This window comes from Amycolatopsis sp. NPDC049253, from assembly GCF_040678995.1.
In the GTDB taxonomy this organism is placed as follows: domain Bacteria; phylum Actinomycetota; class Actinomycetes; order Mycobacteriales; family Pseudonocardiaceae; genus Amycolatopsis.
In genome coordinates, this window is record NZ_JBFAQX010000002.1 from 577,326 (window position 1) to 601,424 (window position 24,099).

Consider the following 24,099-nt stretch of genomic DNA (forward strand, 5'->3'; position numbering starts at 1 on the left):
AAGCGACCAATCCGTGTCGTGATCGACTCACCGGGCTCGCGTCCCGGTGACCGGGCCGACGCGGTCGACGACGGGCAGCCGCAGCCCGTGGTGGGCGAGTTCGCGGGCGGCGAGGTCGGCGACGACGTCGGGATCGCGCTCACGCCAGCCCGTGGTGAGGTCGCCGGGGCGGACCTTGCGCGGCAGGGGCCGTGTGACGAGCGCGCGCAGGGCGAGCAGGTCGAGTCCGTCGGCGCCCTGGCGGCGCAGCCGGGCCGCGGCCGTCGCGCCGCGCGTGAAGTGCCAGCGCAGCGGCAGCCACGAGACCAGCAGGAACACCAGCGGCACGGAGACGACCAGCACCGCGAGCCACCACGCGAGGTCCTCGACGGCGGTGATCTGCCACCGGCCCGCGTCGGCGAGGTCGGTGCCGGCCGCCGATCCCGAGTGGAGCGCGTCGGCGAGCGGGTGGCCGATCAACGGCACCTGGCCGGCCTTGTCGGCGGCCGCGTCGAACGTGGCGCGCAGCCCGGAACCCGCGTCGACGAGCCCGTCGCCCGGCGCGCGCAGGCGCATGACCTCGTCGTACACGCGCACGGCCAGCCACGCGGCGAACGCGAGCAGCCCGAACGCGAACACGTCGCTGAGCACCTGCGCGGTGCGGCGGACCGGGCGGTCGGCGTAGACCTTCATCGGGGCCCCTCACTCTCGCGGCCCCGGCCAACTACCCGGGCCGTCGCTCGGCGAACCACGATTACTCCTTGTGCAGCAACGGCTTCCGCTCCCCGACGACCACCGTCGCCCCGAGATCTTCCGACTCCTCGACCCACGCGCGCAGCCCGACCTGCTCCAACGCTGCGACGGCCGACTCCGCCTGCCGCTCGCTCGTCTCGAACAGCACGCGGCCGCCGGGTGCCAGCCACCGCGGCGCCTGGGCGACCACGCGCCGCAGCACGTCGAGCCCGTCGGCTCCCCCGTCCAGCGCCACGAGCGGCTCGTGTTCCCGCGCCTCCGGCGGCAGCAGCTCGACCTCGCCACTCGGCACGTACGGCACGTTCGAAATCAGCACCTCGACCCGGCCGCGCAACCGCTCGGGCACGGGTTCGAACAGGTCGCCTTCGTAAACCTCACCGTCGATGTTCGAACGCGCACACCGCACCGCCACCGGATCGACGTCCGCCGCGTGCAGTTGCACACCGGGCACCTCGGCGGCCACCGTCGCCCCGAGCGCCCCGGACCCGCAGCACAGGTCGAGCACCACCGCGCCCGGCCGCGCGAACCCCGCCGCCAGCCGCGCGAGCAGCTCCGTGCGGTGCCGCGGCACGAACACGCCCTCGGCCACCGCGAACCGCCGCCCGGCGAACTCCGCCCAGCCGACCACGTACTCCAGCGGCTCTCCCTCGACGCGCCGCCGCACCAACGTCTCCAATGCCGCGGCGTCCCCCGCCGCCGCCTCGCCGAGCACGCGCGCCTCCTCCTCGGCGAACACACACCCCGCCGCCCTCAACCGCACGACCACCGCCTCGACATCCCAGGACACGTGCAACCAAAAGCCTTTCCACACACGAAGAAACCGCTGAAACCTCGGCAAACCGACGACGGGGCCGACCGCCCGCACGACCGCCGGCGACCGCCGGCTCACCAGCCGCCACGAACACACCCCACCGGGGATCCGCCCAGCCCCTCCCCCACCCCGATCCGAAGCCGCCACACGGTTCGGGGGCAGTTGTCAAGGTACTCTTTCCAGCCTTGGCAACTGCCCCCGAACCGTAGTGACACTCGTCTTCGGGGCGCCGTCCCCCTCTTCACGTCCCACCTCCGAAACCGCGCCCGAAGCAGGACCGAACTGGAAATCTCGGTGCCCTGAAACGTCGGGCCGCGGCCAGGAAAACGTCCGGGGAAGTTCAGGCCGGAGGCCTTGCGAGGAGAGCAACCGTTCTCCCCCGGGTCACGCGCTCGGACACCGCCAACCGGGTAATCTGACCAGACGCTTGTACCAGTTTTTCTCCCGGAAGGCGGTGATCCGCAGGTGGCGGCCACCCGGCCCACCGTCACGCGGCGGCGCGAACTGGCGCACACCAGCGCCCGGTCGCTGCTCATGACGGTGCTCGGCGAGTACGTGCTGCCTCGCCAGGAGCCGGTCTGGACGTCGTCGCTGGTCGACGCCCTCGCGTTGTTCAAGGTCGAGGAGAAGTCGGCCCGCCAGGCGCTCGCCCGCGCGTCCGGCGAAGGCTGGCTGAAGTCCGAACGCGCGGGCCGGCGCGTGCGCTGGCTGCTGACCCCGCCGGGGCGCCGCCTGCTGAGCGAAGGCGCCGAGCGCATCTACGGGTTCGGCCGCCAGACCGGCGAGTGGGACCGCACGTGGCTGGTGCTGCTCGTGTCGGTGCCCGAATCCCAGCGCGACCTGCGCCACCGCATGCGCACCCGGCTCAGCTGGGCGGGCTTCGGCTCCCCCGCGCCGGGCGTGTGGATCAGCCCGAACGTCGGCGCGGAGCCCGAGGCCGCCCGGCTCGTCGCGGAGCTCACCGACGGCGGGCAGGCCATGTCGTTCGTCGCGAGCTACGCCGAGATCGGCGACGAGCAGCAGATGGTCGCGCGCGCCTGGGACCTGCGCGAGCTCGAACACCACTACGAGCGTTTCATCGACGAGTTCACCGGCCTCGCGCCCCGATCGGGCGAGGCCGTGCTGCTCGCGCAGACGCGCCTGGTGCACGAGTGGCGCCGCTTCCCGTTCCTCGACCCGGATCTGCCACGCAACCTCCTGCCCGACCGCTGGAGCGGCACGCAGGCGGCCGAGCTGTTCCACGCCCGCCACGCCGAGTGGCGCGACGAGGCCCAGCAGCACTGGGACTCCTTCGTGGAGAGCGGCGACTAGTTCAGCCGCGCGGCGCGTACTCCGCGACCAGGACGTGTCCGCGCCGGCCGGGCCGAACGACATCGCGCCGCCGGGCTGGCCGATGGGCGCGTCGCGGCCGGGCAGGGCCTCGGTGAAGAAGCGGCGGTTGTCCTCGGCGAAGGCGGCGTACTCGTCGGGCACGTGCCGGTCCTGCGAGATCGCCTCGACCGGGCAGGCGGGCTCGCAGTTGCCGCAGTCGATGCACTCGAACGGGTTGATGTAGAGCTTGCGCTCACCTTCGTAGATGCAGTCGACGGGGCACTCCTCCATGCAGGAGCGGTCGGTGATGTCGATGCACGGTTCGGCGATGACGTACGGCATGTTCTTCTCTCCCAACGGTTTTCAGATGTGAGCAGGGCGGGCTCGTCGGTGGAGTGGCCGGGGAACACCGGCGCGGCGGGGTCGAGGTGGTGCGCGGCGTTGTTCACGGCCGTCGCGGCTTCGCCGAAGCCGACGGCGATGAGCCGCACCTTGCCGGGGTAGTCGTTGATGTCGCCCGCGGCGAAGATGCCGGGGACCGAGGTGGCCATGGCCGCGTCGACCGGGATGTGGCGGCGGTTCTCGAGGTCGATGCCCCACTGCAGCAGCGGCCCGAGGTTGGCGGTGAACCCCAGTGCGGCGATGATTCGCCCGCACGGCAGCGTCCGCGCGCCGTCACCGCTCTTCAGCTCGACGCCGGTGACCTCCGAACCGCCGAGGACCCGCGAAACTTCCGCGTTGACGACCAGTTCCACACCGAGTTCTCGCACGGCCGCGACGGTCGCCGGGTGGGCGCGGAAGGTTTCGCGCCGGTGCACGAGCTTCACGGACTTCGCGACCGGGTGCAGCGCGAGCGCCCAGTCGAACGCGGAGTCACCGCCGCCGACGATCACGACGTCGGAGCCGGCGTAGTCGTCGAGGTGGCGCACGAAGTAGGCCAGGCCGTTGCCGTCGAACGCGGCCGCCGGGACGAGCGGGCGCGGGGTGAACGTGCCGATGCCGCCGGTCACGATCACCGCGCGCGCCTCGATCCGCGTGCCGAGGTGCGTGGTCACGGCGAACGTGCCCGGGCCGCGCTCCAGCACGTCGGCGCGGTGGCCGAGCAGGTACCGCGGCCCGAACGGCGCGGCCTGCTCAAGCAGGCGCTCGACCAGATCGCGCCCGCGGACGGACGGGAACCCGGCGACGTCGAAGATCTGGTTCTCCGGGTACATCGCGGTGATCTGCCCACCCGGTTCGGGCAGCGAGTCGACGACGGTGACCGACAGGCCGCGGAAGCCGGCGTAGTAGGCGGCGTAGAGGCCGGTGGGGCCGGCGCCGATCACGAGCACGTCGGCGCGGACGACCGGCGGAGCGTCCGGAGTGGACATTCTGCGCTCCTCGGTGGGTGCCTCAGGGAAGGTGGACGTATTCGTACTCGAACGGCTGACCGTTGATCCCGTTGCCCGGCGGCGCGACCCAGCCAGCGATCTTGCCGCGCTCGTACACCGGGTGCATCAGCGAGCGCACGAACGCGAGGTCCTCGGAGGTCGGCAGCCAGTTGCGGCGGTTGGCTTCCCGCGTGGCCTCGTCGACGATGGTGCCGTCGGGCGTGATGTGGTGGCCGGCGTTGAGGCCGACCTGGCGGTTGAACCCCGGGTGCGGCAAGGCGAAGCGGAAGTCGATGCCCGCGTCGGCGACGATCTTGTTCCAGCGGTTGAGGCCGTTGCGGCAGTCGGCGATGTACTCGCCGCGCAGGTCGAGGTTGAGCGCGAGCAGCGTCTGCACCTCTTCGGTGTCCCACGTGCCGTCGGCGCGCGGGCGGTCGAGGAACGTGCTGTCGGCGGTGAGCTGGTGGTCGTCCTTGCGGCGTGTCTCGTGCCAGCGGCCCTTGAGGCCGGCGGTGTAGTAGTTCGCGGCGTTGGCGGAGGTTTCGCTGCCGAACAGGTCCAGCGAGACGGTGTAGTGGAAGTTGAGGTAGCGCTGGATGATGTCGAGCGGGATGCCGCCGTGCGAGGCGATGTCGAGCGTGTCGTGCTCGCGGATCAGCTCGGCGCTGCGGGTCACCACGCGGTCGATGCCGGTCGTGCCGACGAACATGTGGTGCGCTTCCTCCTTCAGCATGAACTCGCAGGTGCGCGAGAGCGGGTCGAAGGAGGATTCCTTGAGGGTGCCGAGCTGGTACTTGCCGTCGCGGTCGGTGAAGTAGGTGAACATGTAGAAGGCGAGCCAGTCGGCCGTTTCCTCGTTGAACGCGCCGAGGATGCGTGGCGTGTCGGGGCTGCCGGAGTTGCGGAAGAGCGGGCCCTCGGCTTCCTCGCGGCATTCTTTGCCGAAATAGGCGTGCAGCAGGCAGACCATGGGCCCAGAGGTGGCGGCCTTCTTCGACGTTGACCTGGAAGAGGTTCCGCAGGTCGTAGAGGCTCGGCGCGGTGAGACCGAGCAGCCGCTGCTGCTCCACGGACACCGGTTCGGTGTCACCCTGGATCACGATCAGACGCTGCAGATCCGCGCGGTACTCCCCCGGAACCTGTTGCCACACTTCGTTTCCCGCGTGCTCGCCGAAGGCGATGCGCCGATCGGGATCGCGCTCGGCGAGGAAGACGCCCCAGCGGTAGTCGGGCACGTTCACGTGCCCGAAGTGCGCCCAGCCTTCGCGGCCCACGCTCACGGCGGTGCGCAGGTACACGCCCTGCGTCTCCAGAGTCGGGCCCATCTCGCCCCACCAGTTCAGGAACTTCGGCTGCCAGCCCTCGAGCGCGCGCTGCAGGCGGCGGTCGTCCGCGAGGCCGACGTTGTTGGGGATCTTGCCGGAGTAGTCGATCTTCTCGGGCACGGTCAGACTCGCTTCCGGCCGAAGCTCGCCTTCTGGCCCGTGCCGTAGCGGCGCAGCGCGCCTTCGGGGCCCGAGGCGTTCGGGCGGGTGAAGATCCAGTTCTGCCACGCGGTGAGGCGGCCGAAGATCTTGGTTTCGATCGTTTCCGGGCCGACGAACCGGTGGTTGGCCTCCATGCCCGTAAGGGCGTCGGGGCTCAGCGAAGCACGGCCCTCCAGCGCGATCCGGATCTCGTCTTCCCAGTCGATGTCGTCGGGGGCGCCGGTGACGAGGCCAAGCTCGACGGTCTCCTGGGGCGTCAGCGCGCGGCCCTGTTCGCGGCGGAGCCAGGCGAGGTGGTCGTGTTCACCGTAGAACCGGGATTCCAGGCGGGAGAGGCCGTTGCCCATCGGGAACGGGCCGAAGTTGGCTTCCGACAAGGTGATCGTGGCGCGTTCTTCGGGGTCTTCGTCGTCGAGGGGCGGACCGTCCAGAATGTACTGCCGGTCGGCGGCGAGGGCGAGCTCCAGCAGGACGCCGGCGAAGCAGCTGCCCGGTTCGATGAGCGCGATGAGGCTGCGGCTGGTGACGTCGAGCCGCTTGAGGACACGCTTGGCGTAGTGGCGGATCTCGTTGCACAGCCAGTCTTCGCCGGCTCGGCCGAGCACGGCGCGCTCGTGGGCCAGCACCTTTTCGGCGTCACCGCTCGTGCGCAGGAGCCAGGTGCCGAGGCCCGATTCGTTGGTGCGCAGGCGGAGGATGAGGTCGTCGAGCTCTCGGGTGACGGCCAGCAGCCAGTTTCCGGCGCCCTGCTGGTGGATCTCCCGCGTGGTCCGCGGCGCTGCTTCTTCCGGTCCGTGCACGGTGATCTCGACGATGCCGGCCGGGCGGTCGAACACGGCGGTGACGTGCGGGTAGGTCAGGCCCGACTCCGTCGCGCCGCGGTCGAGCGGCGTCAGCTCGATGCCTTGCGCACCGGCGGGCCGGGTGCTGTTCTCGGCCAGCTCCAGCGCCCGCTTCTCGACTGCCCGGCGGAAGTCGCGGCGCGGAGCCAGCTCGTCGACGAGCTTCCAGTCGACGGCCGTTTTCCCCTTCACACCGTCACTTCGCGTGGCGAACACGTCGGCGCGGTCCTTGCGCACGCCGCGCTTGTCGACCACCCGCGTGAGCCCGCCCGTGCCGGGCAGCACACCGAGCAGCGGCACCTCGGGCAACGCGACAGTCGACGAATTATCGTCGATGAGGATTATTTTGTCACACGCCAGCGCGCGCTCGTACCCGCCACCCGCGCACGCCCCGTTCACGGCCGCGAGGTACGTCTGACCGGAGTTCCCGGTCGCGTCCTCCATGCCGTTGCGCGTCTCGTTGGTGAACTTGCAGAAGTTCACCTTCCACGCGTGCTCCGACGCCGCCAGCATCCGGATGTTCGCGCCGGAGCAGAAGACGCCGTCCTTGTCACTCGTCACCACGACCGTGCGGACGCCCGGATGCCCGAAGCGAAGCCGTTGCGTGGCGTCGTAAAGCTCGATGTCCACGCCGAGGTCGTAGGAGTTGAGCTTGAGCTCGTAGCCGGGCACCAGCCCGCCGTCCTCGGCCACGTCGAGCTCCAGCCAGGCCACCGGCCCGTCCACGCGCAGCCGCCAATGCCGGTACCCCTCAGGGCTCCGGTCGAAGCTCACACCCCTGCTGCGATGGGGACCGCCACCTCGGCACCCTGCGCGACAACCGTCATGGCGAACGCCTCCTCACTCGGGGTCGGCAGGCGTAGTCTCTACATAAGTCACTATGTTCGTCAAGCTTATGTAGAACATAGCGTGCGGGGTGCCACTGCTCCGTCCGGGCAAATCCCCTGGCCCAGCCCTCCCCGGCGGCGCTACTTTCTCCCCTGATCGCAGTCGCAACTGCGCAACCACGCCGGCCCGGCAAGCGTGCGTCGGGGGACGCCCACGGACGGCCTGTTTCCAGGGGGAAACTCTTGTCCCGCAGATCCCCGCGCGGGGTCTTCCGGCTGCTCGCCGGACTGACCGCCGCGCTGACTCTCGGCGCCCTCGTGACGCCCGCGGCCTCCGCCGACCCGGCGAAGCTGGTGATCACGGCTTCCGTCGACAGCGGCGTGCACCTGGTCGGAGAGCCGTTCCCGGTCACGGTGACGGTGCACAACGCCTCGACCGAGACGTTGACCGCCATCAGCCTGCACACCGACCAGGACTCCGGCTCGTACCTGTCCTTCGACGGCTGGGATGAGTTCGGCTATCCCGGCGCCACGCTCGCCCCGGACGAGACCCGAAACCTCACCCTCAACGCGACCGTGTACACTTGGGGCGGCGGCTCGCCCGAGTTCGACATCACCAGCACGAGCATCCCGTCGTGGGACGTGCAGCCGGCGCACCTGAGCGTGCCGTTCGTGGACCCGACCACGACCACCGGCACGCTGCACGGGGTCGTGTACGGCGACCGCGACGGCGACAGCACGTTCGAACCCGGAGAGGGCCTCGCCGGGGCGCCCGTGACGATCTACGGCGACCGGACGCTCGACACCGTGACCAGCGCGGACGGCAGCTTCACCTTCGCCGACCTGCCTGCTCGGTACTATCAGCTGTCCTCGGCGAAGCTGCCCGACGGCTGGATCCTCCCCGACACCAATATCGGCTTCGGCGTCACCGGTGGCGACCAGAACGTCGAGGTGCGCGCGGTACGGCCGTTGTCGGACCAGCTCCACGCGACGGCGTCGGTGGATCGCGAAAGCTACGCGCCGGGCGACCAGGCACAAGTGACCTTCACGCTGACCAACACCGGATCCCAGGCGTTGTCGGGGATCAGCGGGAACTGTGACCGCATCGGCGGCAGCCAGTACCAGCTCACGGGTTGGCAGTCGTGGACCGACCTCGTGTACCCGGCTTCGCTGACGTTCGCACCCGGTGAGACCCGCACCTTCACCGAGACCGGAACCGTTCCGCCCCTCGCGGACCAGTACGGCGGGTTCGCCGTCGACTGCGACTTCGGTCCCGAACTCGGAAACCCCGACAGCAATCCGGAAGTCCGGCTGTGGGCGCGAGTGCCGGGTGCACCGGGCACCACCAGCGGCTGGATCTACCACGACGACAACAAAAACAGCACCCAAGATCCCGGCGAAGCCATCGCGGACACCGCCGCGAGCCTGGTGGACATCCTCTCCGGCCAGACCGCGGCGACGGGGACCACCGACGCCGACGGGCACGTCTCGTTCGGATCGGTGCCCGCCGGACGTTACGACCTGAAGGTGGCCGACGGCTGGGTCCCGGCCTACGCGGGCAGCTTCCAGGTCCAGGCGGGAACGTGCCAGAGCTGCGTCTGGGAGTGGTCCCAGATCTACACGCGCAGCTAGCCCGGAACCGGGCCCGGGTCAGCGATACCCCGGGCCCGGTTCCGGCGTCACGTTCGCCGTCGTGATCTCGTCGCCGCAGTGGGTGCAGGTCAGCAGGGGGGCCACGGGTTCGCCGCAGGAGTGGCGCAGCACGAGCGGCGGGCCGTCGGGTACGGGGAGGTGCTCGTCGCCCCAGCGCATGAGGATCACCAGCGCCGGGAAGATCTCCTTGCCGGTCGCGGTGAGGCGGTATTCGTGGCGGTCCGGGTCGGTGGCGTAGACCACGCGGTCGAGCACGCCCTGTTCCACGAGCTGCTTGAGCCGCGCCGACAGTGTCGGGCGGGGGATGCCGAGGTTGCGGGCGAACTGGGCGTAGCGGCGGACGCCGAAGAACGCCTCGCGCAGGATGAGCAGCGTCCAGCGTTCGCCGAGGACGTCGAGGGCGCGGCCGACGGACTCGGTGGTGAAGCGCTGCGACCCGGCCGTCACGGGGCCAGCTCGCGCAGCAGGGTGCGGCCCGCCGGGTCTTCCGCCGTGGCCGGGACCAGACCCACGTGGTCGGCGCCCGCCGCGTGGTAGGCCGCGATGCGTTCGCGCACCTGGGCGGCGGACCCGATCGCCCCGACGTCGGCGACCAGCGAAGGCGGCACCACCAGTGCCGAGCGCTTGGCGCCGGAACGCGCCGCGGCGACGAGCTCGCCGTACCCCAGCTCGGCGAACATCTCGCCATAGCCGGGCGGGCTCAGGTACACGCCGGCCTGCGCCGCGAGCTGCCGCAGGGTCGCCTCCCCCGGGTTCAGCGCCACCGGCACCCACGCGGCCAGCCGTGGCGGCGTGCGGCCCGCGGCGTGCGCCTGGCCGTCGATCTCCTTGCGCACGCGCGAAACGTGCGAGGGTGGCACGAGATTCAGCACGACCTCGTCCGCGATCTCCGCGGCCACGCGCGTCATCGCCGGCCCGAACGCGGCCACCGTGATCGGCACCGGCGCCGGCTCCCGCAGGCGAAACCCGTTGCTGCGCACGTGTTTCCCGTGGACGGACAGCCGTTGTCCCTCGAGGACGGTCCGGACCGCGGCCACGGTCTCCCGCATCCGCAGAGCCGCGTGGTCCCACGGCCGGTCGTGCCAGCCGCTCACGATCGCCGGGCTCGACCCGCCCAGCGCCAGCCCCACGGGCCTGCGCGCCAGCGCCGCGACCGACGCCACTCCCAACCCGAGCGCCACCGGCGTACGCACCCCGAGCGGCAACGGCCCGATCTTCACCCCGATCCGTTCCGTCCGCAGGCTGACGGCCGTGGCGAGCGCGAACGCGTCGAACGTCGCCATCTCCCCGACCCACAACTCCCCGAACCCGCACCGGTCGGCCTCCACGGCGATGTCCACCGCCTCCGCCGCCGGCCGATCCAGCCAGAACGGCGTCACCACCCCGACCGCGTTCACAGCTGCGCCGTGTCGGTCGAGAGGCCGAGCAGGACGCGGCCGGTCAGCTCGTAGGTGGCGGGGTTGACCTGGAAGTGTGCGGTGGCCGTGTGCGCGTCGCGGAATCGGCGCTGCAGCGGGGAAGTCTCGTAGATGGCCGAGCCGCCGCCGAGGTCGTAGAGGGAGCGGACGACGTCGGCCGAGGTGCGGACCGCGTGGGTGCACGCGAGGCGCAAAGCGAGGCGAAGGTCTTCCGGCACCGTGGAATCAGCCGAAGCCGCCTGCCAGGCGTCGTCGATCGCGCGGTAGTAGAACTCGCGGGCCGCGCGCAGCGAAGCTTCGGCCTCGGCGACGGCGCTCTGCGCGGCCGGGCGTTCGGCCAGTGTGCGGCGGGAACCGCTGGGGTGCTTCGCCGTGGCCAGCTCGGTGAACTCCGTGATCGCGCCCCGCGCGTTGCCCAGGGCGGCGGCGGAGATCGACGCGGCGAAGAAACCGAACAGCGGGAACCGGTGCAGCTGCCCGGCGCCGGCGGGCGGACCGTCCACAACGGACAAGAGCCGGTGGTCCGGCACGAACACCGCGTCGGCGCTCGTGTCGTGGCTGCCGGTGCCGCGCAGGCCCGACGTGTGCCAGGTGTCGTGGACGTGCAGCTCAGCCGTGGGGATCGCGGCGACCACGAGCTTCCCGTCGAGCACGACGCCCAGGAAGATCCAGTCCGCGTGCGGCACGCCACTGCAGAACGACCAGCGCCCCGACACCGTGACCCCGCCGTCCACGGCCACCGCCTTGCCTCGCGGCGCCCAGACGCCGGCGGCCACGGCGCCGGGGTCACCGAAAACCTCCAGGCCGCCCTTCTCCGGCAGGTACGCGCCGAGCAGGCTGCTCGTGGCCGCGATCGACACGCACCAGCCCGCCGACGCGTCGGCCTCGGCCACGCGCTCGGCGGCGCGCAGGATCGCCGCCGCCGAAGGTTCCGCGCCGCCGAGCGCGGCCGGCAGCCCGGCGCGGAACAGCCCCGAAGCCTTGGCCGCGGAGACCACCTCGGGCGCCAGCGCGCGAAGCCGTTCGGTTTCCCCGGCGTGCTCCGCGGCCGCCGCGGCCACCGGTTGCGCCTTGTGGAGCAGGTCGTCGCGAGTGCCCACTGTCGTCCTCCGACCGGTTCAGGAAACTTACCGGTTCAGAATTCTTACCGACTCGCTGTGACCTGTCAACGTCCGCTGGTCAGGGCACCACGACCACGGGCCAGATCCCCGCGCGCACCAGGCGGTTGCCCACCGAGCCGACGAGCCGGTGCCCGCCCTGCTCCGACGCCCCGACCACGACCATGTCGGCGCTCACCTCGAGCGCGGCTTCCTTCAGCTCCGGGTAGGCCTCGCCGCGGCGCACCACGAACGTCACGGGCACCCCGAGCTCGTCCGCGCGTGCGTGCAGCTCGGACCGCAGCTGCGCGATCTCCTCGGTGAACGTCTGCTGCTCGACGTCGACCACGGCGGCCGCGGCCAGCCCGGCCCACATCGACGGCGCCGCGACGTACACGACCACCAGCCGCGCCCGCTGGCGCCGGGCCAGACCCGCCGCATACGAAGCCGCGCGCAACCCCGTCGGCGATGTGTCCGTGCCGACCAGGATCACGCGCGGTCCGTCGGTTCCCCGTTCGTACGGCCCGGATTTCCACCGCGGGCCGTACTCCTCGACCAGATCTTCCACGGGGCCCATTATGTCCGGAGCGGTCAGCCTTCCCCGGCCACGTTCTCCACCGAGCGGCCCGTGGTGCGCGGCCCGAGGATCGCGATGTCCAGCGCCACCAGCACGAGCGCCGCGCCGATCACCACGAACAGTGTGGTCGCGCCCGAGCTGTCGAGCAGCGGGACCAACACGAACGGCATCACACCGCTCGCCAGCCGCGAAATCGAGTACGTGCCGCTGGACGCCGTGGAACGCAGGCCCGTCGGGAAGATCTCGGCCTGGTAGATGTGGTACGCGTTGGAGAACACGTTGCTGATCGCCGTGTAGATGAACCCGAAGACGATGGCGAGCGCGATGGAGCTCGCGAGCCCGAACGCGAGGCCGAACACCGCCATCGCGAGCACCGAGCCGATGACCAAGTGCTTGCGCTCCAAGCGTTCCACGAGCGGCAGCGACAACGCCGAGCCCACCGGGTAGCCGAGGAACGTGAGCGCGGTGAACAGCAGCGACTGCGAAACCGGGTAGCCCTTCGCGGCGAGCACGAGCGGGACCATCGTGCCGAAGCCGTAGTAGCCGATGGTCTGGAGCACGTGGAAGAGCGTCATCATGATCGTGCGGCGGCGGTACGTCGGCCCGAACAGGTCACGCACCGGCGCGGCCTTGCGCACGGGCTTCTCGGCCGGCGCGGCCACGGGCTCGGCGGCCGGGGCCTGGCCCGCCTCGGCCTCGAGCCCCCGGATCACGGTCTCCGCCTCCTGCGTGCGCCCCACCGAGTGCAGCCAGCGCGGCGACTCCGGCAGGCCGCGGCGCAGCAGGAACACCACGCCGGCGCCGAGCGCGCCGATCACGAACAGCCAGCGCCAGCCGGCGATGCCCAGAAACGAGCCCTCGGTGAGCCCCTTCGCGAGGAACCCGACGACCGGCACCCCGCAGAACGCGAGCGTGTATGCCCACGCGATCAGCTTGCCGCGCTTGCGGGCGGGCAGCAGGTCGGTGAGGTAGGTGTCGGCCAGTGGCGGTTCGGCGCCGAGGCCCACGCCGGCGAAGAACCGGGTGATCAGCAGCATGATCGCGTTGCCGCTGAACGCGCCGAGCAGCGAGAAGAACGAGTACAGCGCCAGATTGAGCAGGAACGCCCCGCGCCGGCCGAAGCGGTCGGCCAGCCGGCCGAGCAGCAACGCGCCGAAGAACATGCCGAGGAACGTCGAGGCCAGCAGCGGCGGGAGCGCCGCCTTGCTGAGCTTGAACTCGCTGACCAGCACCGCGCTGATCGTCCCGGTCAGGAACACCTCGTAGAACTCGAAGAACAGGCCGAGCCCGACGGCGACCGTCGCGCGCCGGTGAGTGCGGGTGACCGGCAACCGGTCGAGCCGCGCCGCGACCGCGGCCGTCCCCGGCTCCGCCGTGTCGAGGGGGTTCGCCATCCGTCGTCTCCTTTGACAGTCATGGCCGCGCGGATCAAGCGTGAGGCAGGATCCACTATGTGATTCGTGCTCCCATGATGTGGCGACGTGCGCGTGGGCGTCAAGGGTTGCGGAGCGTTGCGGATCAGCCTGCGGGGTCCACTGATCGGGACAGATCCGGCCCCGGCAGGCCGCTCACCAGCGCGAAGAGTGGCGAGCCGCGCGGGCGGATCGCACGACAAGAAATCTTCACTTCGCAACGAACCCGGTGAACAACCCATATCAGACACCACGACCGCCCCTGGCCGCACGAGCCATGGCCGGCGCGGGCCGCTTCGGGGAGGTCGACCACGTCCACGCGGACCCAGGTGAAGGCGGGCCGGCAACGGCGGGCGCCGGCAACGCCGAACCAGTCCACGGCGGAACCAAGCGAAGATCGGATCGGACCAGGGTGAACCGGGCACGACCAGGCCAGCTCATCCAGGTGGAACGAAAGCCGCGCAGGTCAGCCGATGCACCTCAGCCGGAAGAGCGGAGTGGCACTTTCAGCTGACCACGCCGCCGACCATCCCCCACACAGCCCCGAACACCAGCGGCACCAGCCGACCACGCCGCCGACCATCCCCCACACAGCCCCGAACACCAGCAGCGCCAGCCGACCACGCCACCAGCCCTCCCCCACACAGCCCCGAACACCAGCAGCACCAGCCGACCACGCCACCAGCCCTCCCCCACACAGCCCCGAACACCAGCAGCACCAGCCGACCACGCCGCCGACCATCCCCCACACAGCCCCGAACACCAGCAGCGCCAGCCGACCACGCCACCAGCCCTCCCCCGCGCAACCGCCCCGGACTATCAGCCGATGACGTCGCGAGCCATTCCCGCGCGGTAGCCGAGCCGTTCCGACGCCGCGGCTGCCGCGGCGAGGACCAGGGGTGCCAGGCGTGGCACGTCGACCGCCGTCATGCGCTGCGTCGGCGCGCCGATGCCGATCACGGCGCTGAGCTCGCCCGTCAGGCCGAACACCGGGGCGCTCAGCGAGGCCGCGCCGAGGTCGCGTTCCTCGAAGCTGCTGGCGTAGCCGTCGGCGCGGACCTGGGCGAGCTGCTGGTTGAGCTGGTCGATGTCGACGATCGTGTGCTCGGTGAAGCGCGCCAGCCCGTGGCCGACGGCGTCGCGCAGCGCCAGCCGGTCCCACGCCAGGAAGACCTTCCCGGCCGAGCCGGCGTGCAGCGGCATCACCATGCCGACCACGAAGAGCCGGATCACCGGGTGGCGCGACTCGGCCAGCGACACCACCGTGCGGAAGGCGCCGTCGCGCACGTACAGGCAGGCCGTTTCGCCCGAGTCGTCGCGCAGCTTGTGCAGCACGGGACGCACGAGCCGCACCAGGTCGAGGCCGAAGGTGCCCGGCGCGGCCCAGCGCACGAGGCCGAGCCCGACCCGGTAGGTGTCGTCGTAGCGGTCGAGGAAGCCTTCGCGCACGAGGTTGTGCACCAGCCGCTGGCAGGTGCTCGCAGGCAGGCCGGTGGCGCGGGTGATCTGCTGCAGGGTCAGCTCGGGCTCCTCGATCGTGAACGACTCGAGGATCTGCTTGAACTTCCGCAGCACCAGCACCGGTGCGGTGCCGCCCCGCTCTTCCGCCATCGCCGCCCCGCTTCTGTGACCCACCCGACTGTTTCGCCGAGTGTAGTCAGCCTCGATCGTCTTGACGGCATCACACGCACCCGTATTCTGAGTTAGCAACTCACTATGTGGTTGGAGCGTGATCATGAGCAACCGAGGCCCTCTCACCGGGGTGCGGGTGGTCGAACTGGGCAACTTCATCGCCGCGCCCACCGCCGGCAGGCTGCTGGCCGACTTCGGCGCCGACGTCGTGAAGGTCGAGCGCCCGGGCAGCGGCGACGAGCTGCGGCGCTGGCGCCTGCACGCGGGCGACACCTCCCTCCTCTTCCGCGCGCTGGGCCGCAACAAGCGGTCGGTCACCCTCGACCTGCGCTCCCCCGACGGCCAGGACGTCGCGCGCAAGCTCATCGCGAACGCCGACGTCGTCCTCGAGAACTTCCGCCCCGGCACGCTCGAACGCTGGGGCCTGGGCCCGGACGAGCTCAAGCGGCTCAACCCCGGCCTCGTCCTCGTGCGCGTGTCCGGCTACGGCCAGACCGGCCCGTACCGCGACCGGCCCGGCTTCGGCGGCGTCGCCGAGGCCGTCGGCGGCCTGCGCGCGCTCACCGGCTACCCCGACCGGCCGCCGACGCGCGTCGGCGTGAGCCTGGCCGACTCCGTCGCCGGTCTCTACGCCGTGATCGGCGCGCTGATGGGCCTGCTGCGCCGCGAACGCGAGGGCGGCGGGGGCGAGACCGTCGACGTCGCGCTGTACGAAGCCGTCTACTCGCTGATGGAGTCGCTGGTCCCGGACTTCGACGCGTTCGGCGTGGTCCGCGAACCCGCCGGCTCCGCGTTGCCCGGCATCGCGCCGTCCAACACCTACCGCTGCGGCGACGGCAAGTACATCGTCGTGAGCGGCAACGGCGACGCCATCTTCCGCCGCCTCGCCCACGCCATCGGCCGCCCCGACCTCGCCGACGACCCGGCGCTGGCCGACAACGCCGGCCGCGTCGCCAACGCCGCCCGCCTCGACGAGGTCATCGGCGACTGGGCGCAGGGCCGTTCGCAAGAAGCCGCCGAGACGACGCTGCGCGCCGCCGACGTGCCCTGCGGCCCCATCCTCACCGCCGAGGACATCACCAAGGACCCGCACTTCGAGGCCCGCGGCATGCACCAGCGCCGACCCGTGCGCATCGACGGCAACGACGTCGAGGTCACCTTCCCCGGCGTCGTCCCCGCGCTCGGCGAGCACCCGGGCAGCGTGCGGACGCTCGGGCCGGAGCTCGGTGAGCACACCGAGGACGTGCTGGCCGAACTCGGCTTCGACGACGAGACCCGCGCCCGCCTGCGCGCCGACGGCGTGATCTGACCCCCGCAGAGACCGACACAGACCGAGAACAAAAGGAGACCCACCATGGACGAGGTCCTCATCACCGAGGTCGTGCTGCGCGACGGCCTGCAGGACGAAGCCCGCACCGTGCCCACCCCCGACAAGCTCCGCCTCGCACGCGGCCTCGTCGATGCCGGATTCCGCGCGCTCGAGGTCGGCTCCTTCGTCTCGAAGCGGCGCGTGCCGCAGATGGCCGACACCGGCGAGGTCCTGCGCGCGCTCGACCCGGCGACCAGCCCCGCCACCCTTCACACGCTCGTGTTCACCGAGCGCGGCGCCCGGCAGGCCGTCGAAGCCGGCGCGCGCTCCGTGCGGCTCGTGGTCTCCGCGAGCGACGGGCACAGCACCGCCAACGCCGGCGTGCCGACCGACGGCGCGCTGGCCCGGCTCGAGAACTGCGCCGAGATCCTCACCGCCGCCGACGTCGCCATCGAGGCGACCATCGCGACGGCCTTCGTCTGCCCGTTCGACGGCGACACCGACCCCGCGCGCACCGCCGCCACCGCGGAACGCCTGGCCAAGCTCGGCGCCGGCGTGCTGCACCTCGCCGACACCATCGGCGCGGCCAACCCGAGCCTGCTGCGCCGCGGGATCGAAGCCGTGCGCGACGCCGTGCCCGACGTGCCCCTCGGCCTGCACCTGCACGACACCTACGGCTTCGCCGCCGCCAACGCGTGGGAGGGCCTGCGGCTCGGCATCCGCCGGTTCGACGCCTCGCTCGGCGGGATCGGCGGCTGCCCCTTCGCGCCCGGGGCCTCGGGCAACATCGCCACCGACGACCTCGTGCACCTGCTGCACCGCGAGGGCATCGCCACCGGCATCGACGTCGCGAAGCTGGCCGGCCTGCGGGACGACGTCCGGCTCGCGGTCGGGCACGAGCTCGGCTCGGCTCTCTCGTCGGTTCCTGCCGTGCCCGCCGCGCTCGTCTGAAAATTCCCGTCCCGCCGGATTCCTGGTCATTCGGAGTACCGAAGCTGAGCCGATTGCTGGTAGCGTGCCCGACACCTGAACGCGCGTCCGGTACGTACCGGGGAGCGCAACGCGCGCGGCGGTGAGGCGGATCGCAATGCGAGACGATGTGGTCGAGGCGACCTCGACCGTCGGGCACCCGCCCGACGCGGTGTGGCAGATCATCGGCTCCCCCGAGCTCTACCCGAGATTCCTGCCGGCGATCAGCTGGTGCGAGGTGACCGAGGCCCCGTTGCGTGGCCGCGGCCCGCGCTGCCTGATCAGGCTGGCTCCGGATCGGGAGACGCTGGTGGAAGGCACCATCCACGCGGTGGTGTACCGGCCCGGCGAGCATGTGGTGTGGTGCGGGCTGCCCGACGAGCGCAACTGGGTCTCGTTCGAGCTGCGCGCGCTCGCTGGCGGGGCGACGGAGATCGTGCTGCGCCTGATGCTCCCGTCGCTGCCGCCCGAACACCACGACCTGCTCTCGCGCTCGGCCGTCAAGGGCATGCTGAAGGAACTGACGCGGCGGATCGAGCTGCAGCTGTCCGGCGAAGCCGCCGAGCCGCCCGAGTACGACCGCGCGACGGCGCTGCGCACGGCCAACACGCTGGTGCGCGCGGGCGTGCTCGTCGCGGGCCGGCCGGACAAGGTCGCGAAGCAGCTCAACTCGCTGTCGCAGTGGGGCGCCACGATCGCCGGCGGCTACCTCGCGGCGACCGCGCGCGGTGCCGACGACATCGCGGTGCACGACGAGCGCAACAGCCGCTCGTTCCGCGACATCGACGAGCGCAGCAACCAGCTGGCCAACTCCCTGGCGAAGCTGGACGTGCGGGCGGGCCGGCGCGTGGCGCTGATGTGCCGCAACCACGCGGCGATGGTCGAGGCGTTCGTCGGCTGCAGCAAGCTCGGCGTGGACGTGGTGCTGCTCAACACCGGGCTGTCGCCCTCCGCGGTGGAGGACGTGCTCACCGAGCACCAGCCCGCGGCGGTGCTGGCCGACGACGAGTTCGCGCAGACGATCGCGGGAGTGCAGGGCGATTTCCCCCGCGTGAGCACCTGGGACGACGCCGAGCAGGGTTACCGGACCGTCGACGAGCTCATCCACGACGCCTCCACCGCGCGGCCGAAGCCGGCCAAGCGCCCGGGCCAGATCGTGGTGCTCACCTCCGGCACCACCGGCACTCCGAAGGGCGCGCGCCGGCCGACGCCGAAGGGCCTGAGCACGGCGGCGAGCATCCTCGCGCGGATTCCCTTGCGGGCGCGGGACAAGATCGCCGTCGCGGCGCCGCTGTTCCACAGCTGGGGCCTGGCCGCGCTGCAGGTGGGGATGTCCGTGCGGGCGGAGCTGTCGCTGATCCGCCGGTTCGACGCGGAGCAGACGCTGCGGATGATCGCCGAGCACCGCTGCGACGCGCTGTTCGCCGTGCCGATCATGTTGCAGCGCATCCACGAGCTGCCCGAGCGTGTGCGCAGCCGCTACGACCTGTCGTCGCTGCGGATCGTGGCCAGCAGCGGTTCGGCGATGTCCGGCTCGTTCGTGACGTCGTTCATGGACACCTTCGGCGACATCCTCTACAACTTCTACGGCTCCACCGAGGTTTCCTGGGCCAGCATCGCCGACCCGGTCGACCTGCGCGCCGCGCCGACCACCGCCGGCCGCTGCCCGCCGGGCACCCGCATCGCCATCCTCGACGACGAGCGCCGCCCCGTGCCGCCCGGTGACGAGGGCCAGATCTTCGTCGGCAACGACATGCTCTTCGACGGCTACACCAACGGCTCCAGCGTGCCGCGCTCGAAGGACCTGATGGCCACCGGGGACGTCGGCTACCAGGACGCCGCGGGCCGGCTGTTCGTGACCGGCCGCGCCGACGAGATGATCGTGTCCGGCGGCGAGAACGTGTTCCCGCGCCCGGTGGAAGAAGCGCTGGTCGCGTTGCCCGGCGTCTACGAGGCGGCCGTGGTGGGCGTGCCGGACGAGGAGTTCGGCCAGCGCCTGGCCGCCTACGTCGTGCTCCGCCGCGGCGCGCGCATGCACGCCGAGGACGTGCGGCACTACATCCACCAGAAGCTGGCACGCTTCGCCGTGCCGCGCGACGTGTACTTCGTGCCGGAGCTCCCGCGCAACGCCACGGGCAAGATCCTCAAGCGGATGCTCAACGACGACCTGTGGCCGTTGCCGCAGGCGTGAGCGGGTTCAGTCGTCGTCGCGCCCGCTGAACCGGCGGGCGATGATCGGCGGGACGGTGAGCAGCAGCAGGGCGTAGTACCCCAGCGCCGGCCGGATCGCGCCGACCACGAACGCGATCGCCAGGGCCACGACGGACAGCACGTTGTTGGCCAGCCAGCGGTCCGACACCGCGCCCTCCCGGATCGCGACGCTCGGGTCCCGCCGGACGATCAGCACGAGCGCCATCTGGCACGCACTGCTGACCAGGATCGTGCCGATGTAGAAGAGCGTGGTGAAGCGGTCCGTGCCGAACTGGCCGGTGAGCTCCGTCGGAAACGGCAGCACGGCGATGGTGAAGAGCCAGCAGAAGTTGGTGAGCGCGAGCGCCCCGCTGTAGGCGCGGACTTCCTCGAAGATGCGGTGGTGGCCCCACCACATCCGCGCGATCACCACGAAACTCAGCACGAAGCTGAAGATCTGGTTCCAGTGCTCCAGCACGGCGTCGACGGCGGCCTTGTGCTCCGCCGCCAGCTCGGGCACCAGATCGGTGAGCGGCAGCACGAGCAACGTCAACGCGATGGCCACCACGGCGTCGCTGAAGAAGACCAGCCGCTCGGGCGATCTCGTCCTCGTTCCCTTGCTCTCCACGTTGTGATCCAACCACCTCGGGGTGTGTGCGGGTTGCTCGGGCGGGGTTGTCTGAGCCAATGCTGTCCATTCAGGACAGTCACTGCCGCAGCGCGGCGGCCGCTGCCTCGGCGACCGCCTCCGCCACCGCGGCCAGGGCGGGCGAGTCCAGCTTCCACTGCTGCCAGTACAACGGCACATCCGCCGGCCGGTCCGGCGCCAGGTCCACCAGCGAGTCCACCGAGGACCCCCGCGTCTGCAGCTCCGGCACCATCCCCCAGCCCAGGCCGGCGACGACGGCGTCCGCGAAGGACTGCGAGGAGGGGACGTAGTGGCGGGCACCGGAGGGCAACGAGCGGCGGGTGAGGGTGCGCAGGAAACGGTCCTGGAGATCGTCCTTGCGGTCGAAGAGCACGGCGGGCGCCTCGGCCAGCGCGGAAGCCAGCGGGCGGCCGGTGAGCCACCGGGCAGCGAACGCGGGGGAAGCCATGGCGCGGTAGCGCATGAGGCCCAGGCGCGTTGACGTGCAGCCCTGCACGGGGTGGGGCGCCGACGTCACGGCGGCCATCACGAGGCCCTCACGCAGGAGGGTGGCGGTGTGGTCCTGGTCGTCGCTGCGGAGGTCGAAGGACACGTCGGGCACGGCGGCCAGCGCGGGGAGGAACCAGGTGGCCAGGGAGTCGGCGTTGACGGCGATCGGGAGGGTCGTCGGACCGGCCGCGCCGACCAGGCCGAGTTCCGCGCGAGTGTCCTCCTCCAGACGCGTGAGCTGGCGGGCGAAGCGCACGACGACCTGGCCCGAGTCGGTGAGCCCCACGGGTTTCGTGCGCAGGATGAGCACGCGGCCCAGGCGTTGTTCGAGCGCCTTCACGCGCTGGCTGACCGCCGACGGCGTCACGTGCAGCACGGCGGCCGCGCGGTCGAAGGACTGCTCGTCGACGACGGCGAGGAGCGTCCGGACCTGGTCGAGCGGGAGATCCGACATCACGGCAGCTAATGTTACGTAAGAATCTTTAGCTGGCCTAATCTCGAGACCCCGTCTTACGGTCGACGACGTGGTTCCCGCACTCGCCGCCGGCTTCGGTACCGGCCTTTCGCTCATCGTCGCCATCGGGGCGCAGAACACGTTCGTGCTGCAGCAAGGGTTGCGTGGCGGTGCGGTCAAGCGGCTGATCGCGGTGTGCGCGCTGTCGGATGTCGTGCTGATCGCCGTGGGGGTGAGCGGGATCGGTGCGGTGCTGCGGCGCTGGCCGGCGGCGATCACGGCGATCGCGGTCGTCGGAGGAGCGTTCCTGGTCACGTACGGGTTCCTCGCCGCGAGGCGCGCGGTGAGGCCCGGGGCGCTGACGACCAGCGGGCTCGAACCCTCGTCCCCGCGGCGCACGGTGCTCACCGGCCTGGCGCTGACCTGGCTCAACCCCCACGTCTACCTCGACACCGTGCTGCTGCTGGGCTCCGTCGCGGCCGCCCAGGGCGGCGGTCGCTGGGTCTTCGGCATCGGCGCGGCACTGGCCAGCGCCGTCTGGTTCAGCGCGCTGGGGCTGGGCGCGCGCCGGCTCGCGGGGGTGTTCGCGCGACCGGCCGCCTGGCGGGTGCTCGACGGGCTGATCGCCGTGACGATGACCGCACTCGGCGTCTCGATGGTGCTCGGCCGGCCGGCCTGAAACCACCAGGAAGACCGACGAGCGCAAATGGTGAAGAATAAGACGGAAAAGACAATCAGCGTTGCTAATAACTCTGACTCAGAGCTAATGTCGAAGACATGACCCCACCTCCCGACCTCGCCGAGCGGCTGATGTCCGCCGTGCAGGGCATCCGCCGCGTCGTGCGGCGGCGAGTGCGCGCGGAAGTGCCCGGCCCTCCCCTGCCCGGCGCGCAGGTCGAGCTGCTGCGGGTGGTCGACCGCCTGCCCGGCATCGGCGTCGCCGCGGCGGCGCGCGAGCTGAGCCTCGCCGGCAACTCCGTGAGCACACTCGTGAACCTCCTCGTCGAAGCCGGGCTGCTGCGCCGCGAGGTGGACCCGGCCGACCGGCGCGCCGCGCAGCTGGAGGTGACCGGGGCCGCGCGCGAGCGCATGGCGATCTGGCGCAAGGCGCGGACCGGGCTGGTCTTGGCCGCGCTCGCGCAGCTGTCCGAAGAGGACACCGCGTCGATCACCGCGGCCCTGCCCGCGCTGGAGAAGCTGATGGACGTCTTGAAGGAGGAGGCATGAGCGCCACGGAAACCGACCGCGAAGCCGGGCCCGAGCCCGCCGTCAGGTGCACCGGCCTGCACCACTCGTTCGGCACCACGAAGGCCGTCGACGGCGTCGACCTGGAGATCGTGCCGGGCGAGATCTTCGGCCTGCTCGGTCCGAACGGCGCCGGCAAGACCACCACCATCCGCATGATCACCACCCTGCTGCCGCTCGAGGCCGGCGCCATCACCGTGTTCGGCGTCGACGTCACGCGCCGCCGCATGGCCGTGCGCCGCCTGATCGGCTACGTGCCCCAGCAGCTCTCGGCCGACGGCGCGCTCACCGGGCGCGAGAACGTGTCGCTGTTCGCGCGGCTGTTCGACGTCCCCCGCTCCCGCCGTGCCGACGAGGTCCACCGCGCGCTCGACCTGGTGGGCCTGACCGGCGAGGCCGAACGGCCCGTCGGCGGCTACTCCGGCGGCATGATCCGCCGCCTCGAGCTCGCGCAGGCGCTGGTGAGCTCGCCCCGGCTCCTGGTGCTCGACGAGCCGACCGTGGGCCTCGACCCGGTGGCGCGCTCGGCGGTGTGGGACCGCATCACCGAGATCCGCGCGCGCACCGGCATGACCGTGCTCGTCACCACCCACTACATGGACGAGGCCGAGCAGTACTGCGACCGCGTCGCGCTGATGCACAGCGGCCGGATCCGCGCGCTCGGCACACCCGCCGAACTCGAAGCCGAGCTCGGCCCCGATTCCACTTTGGACGACGTGTTCCGGTCGATGACCGGCGACGCGCTGCAGAGCGAAACAGGAGGGATGCGCAATGTCCGCGCCACTCGCCGCACCGCCCGCCGTCTCGGCTGACCCGGGACCGGTGGAGCAACTCCGCATCCTGCTCTCGCGCATCGGCGCGATGTGCCTGGTGGAGCTGCAGAAGCTGCGCCGCGACCAGTCGGAGCTGATCACGCGGGCGATCCAGCCCGCGCTGTGGCTGCTGATCTTCGGCGAGACGTTCACGCGGATCCACGCGATCCCGACCGGCTCGATCCCCTACCTCGACTACCTCGCGCCCGGCATCCTCGCGCAATCGGCGCTGTTCATCTCCATCTTCTACGGCATCCAGATCATCTGGGAACGCGACGCGGGCGTGCTCGCGAAGCTGCTCGTCACGCCGACCCCGCGGGCCGCGCTCGTGGCGGGCAAGGCGTTCGCGGCCGGGCTGCGCGCGCTCGTGCAGGCGCTCATGGTTCTGGTGCTCTCGGCGATCCTCGGTGTGGGCCTCACCACGAACCCGCTGCGCCTGCTGGGCATGGTCGTGATCGTGATCCTGGGGTCCGCGTTCTTCTGCTGCTTCTCGATCGTGATCGCCGGCATCGTGCTGTCACGCGACCGGCTGATGGGGATCGGGCAGGCCATCACGATGCCGTTGTTCTTCGGGTCCAACGCCCTCTACCCGGTGGACCTCATGCCCGGCTGGCTGAAGGTGCTGAGCCACATCAACCCGTTGAGCTACCAGGTCGACGCCCTTCGCGGACTTCTCATCGGCACTCCGGCCAACCTCGGGCTGGACTTCGGCGTCCTAGTGGGTGCGACCGCCCTGGCGATCGGCGTCGCATCGGCTCTGCTCGGGAGGTTGGCTCGATGACAAGTTCCGCTTTACCCACCGTATTCACACGA

20 protein-coding genes and 3 pseudogenes are annotated in these 24,099 nt (G+C 71.3%); 9 read left to right on the forward strand and 14 right to left on the reverse strand.

Going from position 1 to position 24,099, the window contains the following annotated elements; all coding sequences use genetic code 11:
* Positions 1 to 27: 27 nt before the first annotated feature.
* Positions 28 to 672: a hypothetical protein gene (locus AB0K15_RS07030; protein ID WP_364046447.1), complete on the reverse strand. Its 645-nt coding sequence runs from the start codon at positions 670 to 672 to the stop codon at positions 28 to 30.
* Between the two features lie 61 nt (positions 673 to 733).
* Positions 734 to 1,519 (reverse strand): putative protein N(5)-glutamine methyltransferase, encoded by a 786-nt coding sequence (locus AB0K15_RS07035; protein WP_364046449.1) that lies wholly within the window; start codon positions 1,517 to 1,519, stop codon positions 734 to 736.
* 528 nt (positions 1,520 to 2,047) lie between these two features.
* Between AB0K15_RS07035 and AB0K15_RS07040 the strand changes: the two genes are divergently transcribed.
* Positions 2,048 to 2,854 carry a PaaX family transcriptional regulator C-terminal domain-containing protein gene (locus AB0K15_RS07040; protein WP_364046690.1) on the forward strand — a complete coding sequence of 269 codons (807 nt, stop codon included), beginning with the start codon at positions 2,048 to 2,050 and terminating at the stop codon, positions 2,852 to 2,854.
* Between the two features lie 87 nt (positions 2,855 to 2,941).
* On the opposite strand, the pseudogene fdxA reads toward AB0K15_RS07040, so the two are convergent.
* The 4 genes and pseudogenes from fdxA to boxC all read right to left on the reverse strand — a co-directional run.
* A pseudogene (fdxA, locus tag AB0K15_RS07045) lies at positions 2,942 to 3,196 on the reverse strand (ferredoxin); the annotation flags it as partial.
* Between the two features lie 44 nt (positions 3,197 to 3,240).
* Positions 3,241 to 4,224 (reverse strand): annotated as a pseudogene (locus AB0K15_RS07050) (NAD(P)/FAD-dependent oxidoreductase); the annotation flags it as partial.
* Positions 4,225 to 4,246: 22 nt separating this feature from the next.
* Positions 4,247 to 5,669: pseudogene (gene boxB, locus AB0K15_RS07055) on the reverse strand (benzoyl-CoA 2,3-epoxidase subunit BoxB).
* Between the two features lie 2 nt (positions 5,670 to 5,671).
* On the reverse strand, positions 5,672 to 7,327 hold the full coding sequence (boxC, locus tag AB0K15_RS07060) for a 2,3-epoxybenzoyl-CoA dihydrolase (protein ID WP_364046451.1): 1,656 nt from the start codon (positions 7,325 to 7,327) through the stop codon (positions 5,672 to 5,674).
* A gap of 296 nt (positions 7,328 to 7,623) precedes the next feature.
* Here boxC and AB0K15_RS07065 point away from each other — a divergent pair, with 296 nt between their 5' ends.
* Complete coding sequence (locus tag AB0K15_RS07065; RefSeq protein ID WP_364046453.1) at positions 7,624 to 9,012, forward strand: SpaA isopeptide-forming pilin-related protein; 1,389 nt, start codon at positions 7,624 to 7,626, stop codon at positions 9,010 to 9,012.
* Between the two features lie 18 nt (positions 9,013 to 9,030).
* On the opposite strand, the gene AB0K15_RS07070 is transcribed toward AB0K15_RS07065, so the two are convergent.
* The 6 genes from AB0K15_RS07070 to AB0K15_RS07095 form a co-directional block, all read right to left on the reverse strand.
* Positions 9,031 to 9,480, reverse strand: a complete 450-nt coding sequence (locus tag AB0K15_RS07070) for a helix-turn-helix domain-containing protein (RefSeq protein ID WP_364046455.1) — start codon at positions 9,478 to 9,480, stop codon at positions 9,031 to 9,033.
* A complete protein-coding gene (locus tag AB0K15_RS07075) occupies positions 9,477 to 10,430 on the reverse strand; it encodes an LLM class F420-dependent oxidoreductase (protein ID WP_364046457.1) in 954 nt (317 codons plus the stop codon). The genes AB0K15_RS07070 and AB0K15_RS07075 overlap by 4 nt, the downstream gene beginning before the upstream one ends.
* Complete coding sequence (locus tag AB0K15_RS07080; protein WP_364046459.1) at positions 10,427 to 11,551, reverse strand: acyl-CoA dehydrogenase family protein; 1,125 nt, start codon at positions 11,549 to 11,551, stop codon at positions 10,427 to 10,429. Before AB0K15_RS07080 ends, AB0K15_RS07075 begins: the two co-directional genes overlap by 4 nt.
* 79 nt (positions 11,552 to 11,630) lie before the next feature.
* A complete protein-coding gene (locus tag AB0K15_RS07085; protein WP_364046461.1) occupies positions 11,631 to 12,116 on the reverse strand; it encodes a universal stress protein in 486 nt (161 codons plus the stop codon).
* A gap of 23 nt (positions 12,117 to 12,139) precedes the next feature.
* Complete coding sequence (locus AB0K15_RS07090; protein ID WP_364046463.1) at positions 12,140 to 13,519, reverse strand: MFS transporter; 1,380 nt, start codon at positions 13,517 to 13,519, stop codon at positions 12,140 to 12,142.
* Positions 13,520 to 14,356: 837 nt separating this feature from the next.
* Positions 14,357 to 15,148, reverse strand: a complete 792-nt coding sequence (locus tag AB0K15_RS07095; protein WP_364046465.1) for an IclR family transcriptional regulator — start codon at positions 15,146 to 15,148, stop codon at positions 14,357 to 14,359.
* Between the two features lie 124 nt (positions 15,149 to 15,272).
* Between AB0K15_RS07095 and AB0K15_RS07100 the strand changes: the two genes are divergently transcribed.
* The 3 genes from AB0K15_RS07100 (at position 15,273) to AB0K15_RS07110 (ending at position 19,638) form a co-directional block, all read left to right on the forward strand.
* Entirely contained in the window at positions 15,273 to 16,478 is a 1,206-nt protein-coding gene (locus AB0K15_RS07100; protein ID WP_364046467.1) for a CaiB/BaiF CoA-transferase family protein, read from the forward strand.
* 45 nt (positions 16,479 to 16,523) lie between these two features.
* The gene (locus tag AB0K15_RS07105) at positions 16,524 to 17,429 is read left to right on the forward strand and encodes a hydroxymethylglutaryl-CoA lyase (protein ID WP_364046469.1); all 906 of its coding nucleotides are present in this window, start codon (positions 16,524 to 16,526) and stop codon (positions 17,427 to 17,429) included.
* Positions 17,430 to 17,565: 136 nt separating this feature from the next.
* Positions 17,566 to 19,638 (forward strand): AMP-binding protein, encoded by a 2,073-nt coding sequence (locus tag AB0K15_RS07110; protein ID WP_364046471.1) that lies wholly within the window; start codon positions 17,566 to 17,568, stop codon positions 19,636 to 19,638.
* Positions 19,639 to 19,644: 6 nt separating this feature from the next.
* Here AB0K15_RS07110 and AB0K15_RS07115 read toward each other — a convergent pair whose 3' ends face one another.
* Positions 19,645 to 20,265: a TMEM175 family protein gene (locus tag AB0K15_RS07115; RefSeq protein ID WP_364046473.1), complete on the reverse strand. Its 621-nt coding sequence runs from the start codon at positions 20,263 to 20,265 to the stop codon at positions 19,645 to 19,647.
* A gap of 79 nt (positions 20,266 to 20,344) precedes the next feature.
* On the reverse strand, positions 20,345 to 21,229 hold the full coding sequence (locus tag AB0K15_RS07120; RefSeq protein ID WP_364046475.1) for a LysR family transcriptional regulator ArgP: 885 nt from the start codon (positions 21,227 to 21,229) through the stop codon (positions 20,345 to 20,347).
* A gap of 70 nt (positions 21,230 to 21,299) precedes the next feature.
* Between AB0K15_RS07120 and AB0K15_RS07125 the strand changes: the two genes are divergently transcribed.
* The 4 genes from AB0K15_RS07125 (at position 21,300) to AB0K15_RS07140 (ending at position 24,067) form a co-directional block, all read left to right on the forward strand.
* Positions 21,300 to 21,908 (forward strand): LysE/ArgO family amino acid transporter, encoded by a 609-nt coding sequence (locus tag AB0K15_RS07125; protein ID WP_364046477.1) that lies wholly within the window; start codon positions 21,300 to 21,302, stop codon positions 21,906 to 21,908.
* A gap of 98 nt (positions 21,909 to 22,006) precedes the next feature.
* Positions 22,007 to 22,456 (forward strand): MarR family winged helix-turn-helix transcriptional regulator, encoded by a 450-nt coding sequence (locus AB0K15_RS07130; protein ID WP_364046479.1) that lies wholly within the window; start codon positions 22,007 to 22,009, stop codon positions 22,454 to 22,456.
* Complete coding sequence (locus AB0K15_RS07135) at positions 22,453 to 23,286, forward strand: ATP-binding cassette domain-containing protein (RefSeq protein ID WP_364046481.1); 834 nt, start codon at positions 22,453 to 22,455, stop codon at positions 23,284 to 23,286. Before AB0K15_RS07130 ends, AB0K15_RS07135 begins: the two co-directional genes overlap by 4 nt.
* Entirely contained in the window at positions 23,246 to 24,067 is an 822-nt protein-coding gene (locus AB0K15_RS07140; protein WP_364046483.1) for an ABC transporter permease, read from the forward strand. Before AB0K15_RS07135 ends, AB0K15_RS07140 begins: the two co-directional genes overlap by 41 nt.
* Positions 24,068 to 24,099 lie beyond the last annotated feature (32 nt).

Bases quoted from the DNA above. Each gene is read 5' to 3' on its own strand.
- AB0K15_RS07100 (WP_364046467.1), top strand. From the start codon at position 15,273: ATGAGCAACCGAGGCCCTCTCACCGGGGTGCGGGTGGTCGAACTGGGC.
- AB0K15_RS07030 (WP_364046447.1), bottom strand. From the start codon at position 672: ATGAAGGTCTACGCCGACCGCCCGGTCCGCCGCACCGCGCAGGTGCTC.
- AB0K15_RS07120 (WP_364046475.1), bottom strand. From the start codon at position 21,229: ATGTCGGATCTCCCGCTCGACCAGGTCCGGACGCTCCTCGCCGTCGTC.
- AB0K15_RS07110 (WP_364046471.1), top strand. From the start codon at position 17,566: ATGCGAGACGATGTGGTCGAGGCGACCTCGACCGTCGGGCACCCGCCC.
- AB0K15_RS07130 (WP_364046479.1), top strand. From the start codon at position 22,007: ATGACCCCACCTCCCGACCTCGCCGAGCGGCTGATGTCCGCCGTGCAG.
- AB0K15_RS07095 (WP_364046465.1), bottom strand. From the start codon at position 15,148: ATGGCGGAAGAGCGGGGCGGCACCGCACCGGTGCTGGTGCTGCGGAAG.
- AB0K15_RS07135 (WP_364046481.1), top strand. From the start codon at position 22,453: ATGAGCGCCACGGAAACCGACCGCGAAGCCGGGCCCGAGCCCGCCGTC.
- AB0K15_RS07090 (WP_364046463.1), bottom strand. From the start codon at position 13,519: ATGGCGAACCCCCTCGACACGGCGGAGCCGGGGACGGCCGCGGTCGCG.
- AB0K15_RS07105 (WP_364046469.1), top strand. From the start codon at position 16,524: ATGGACGAGGTCCTCATCACCGAGGTCGTGCTGCGCGACGGCCTGCAG.
- AB0K15_RS07140 (WP_364046483.1), top strand. From the start codon at position 23,246: ATGTCCGCGCCACTCGCCGCACCGCCCGCCGTCTCGGCTGACCCGGGA.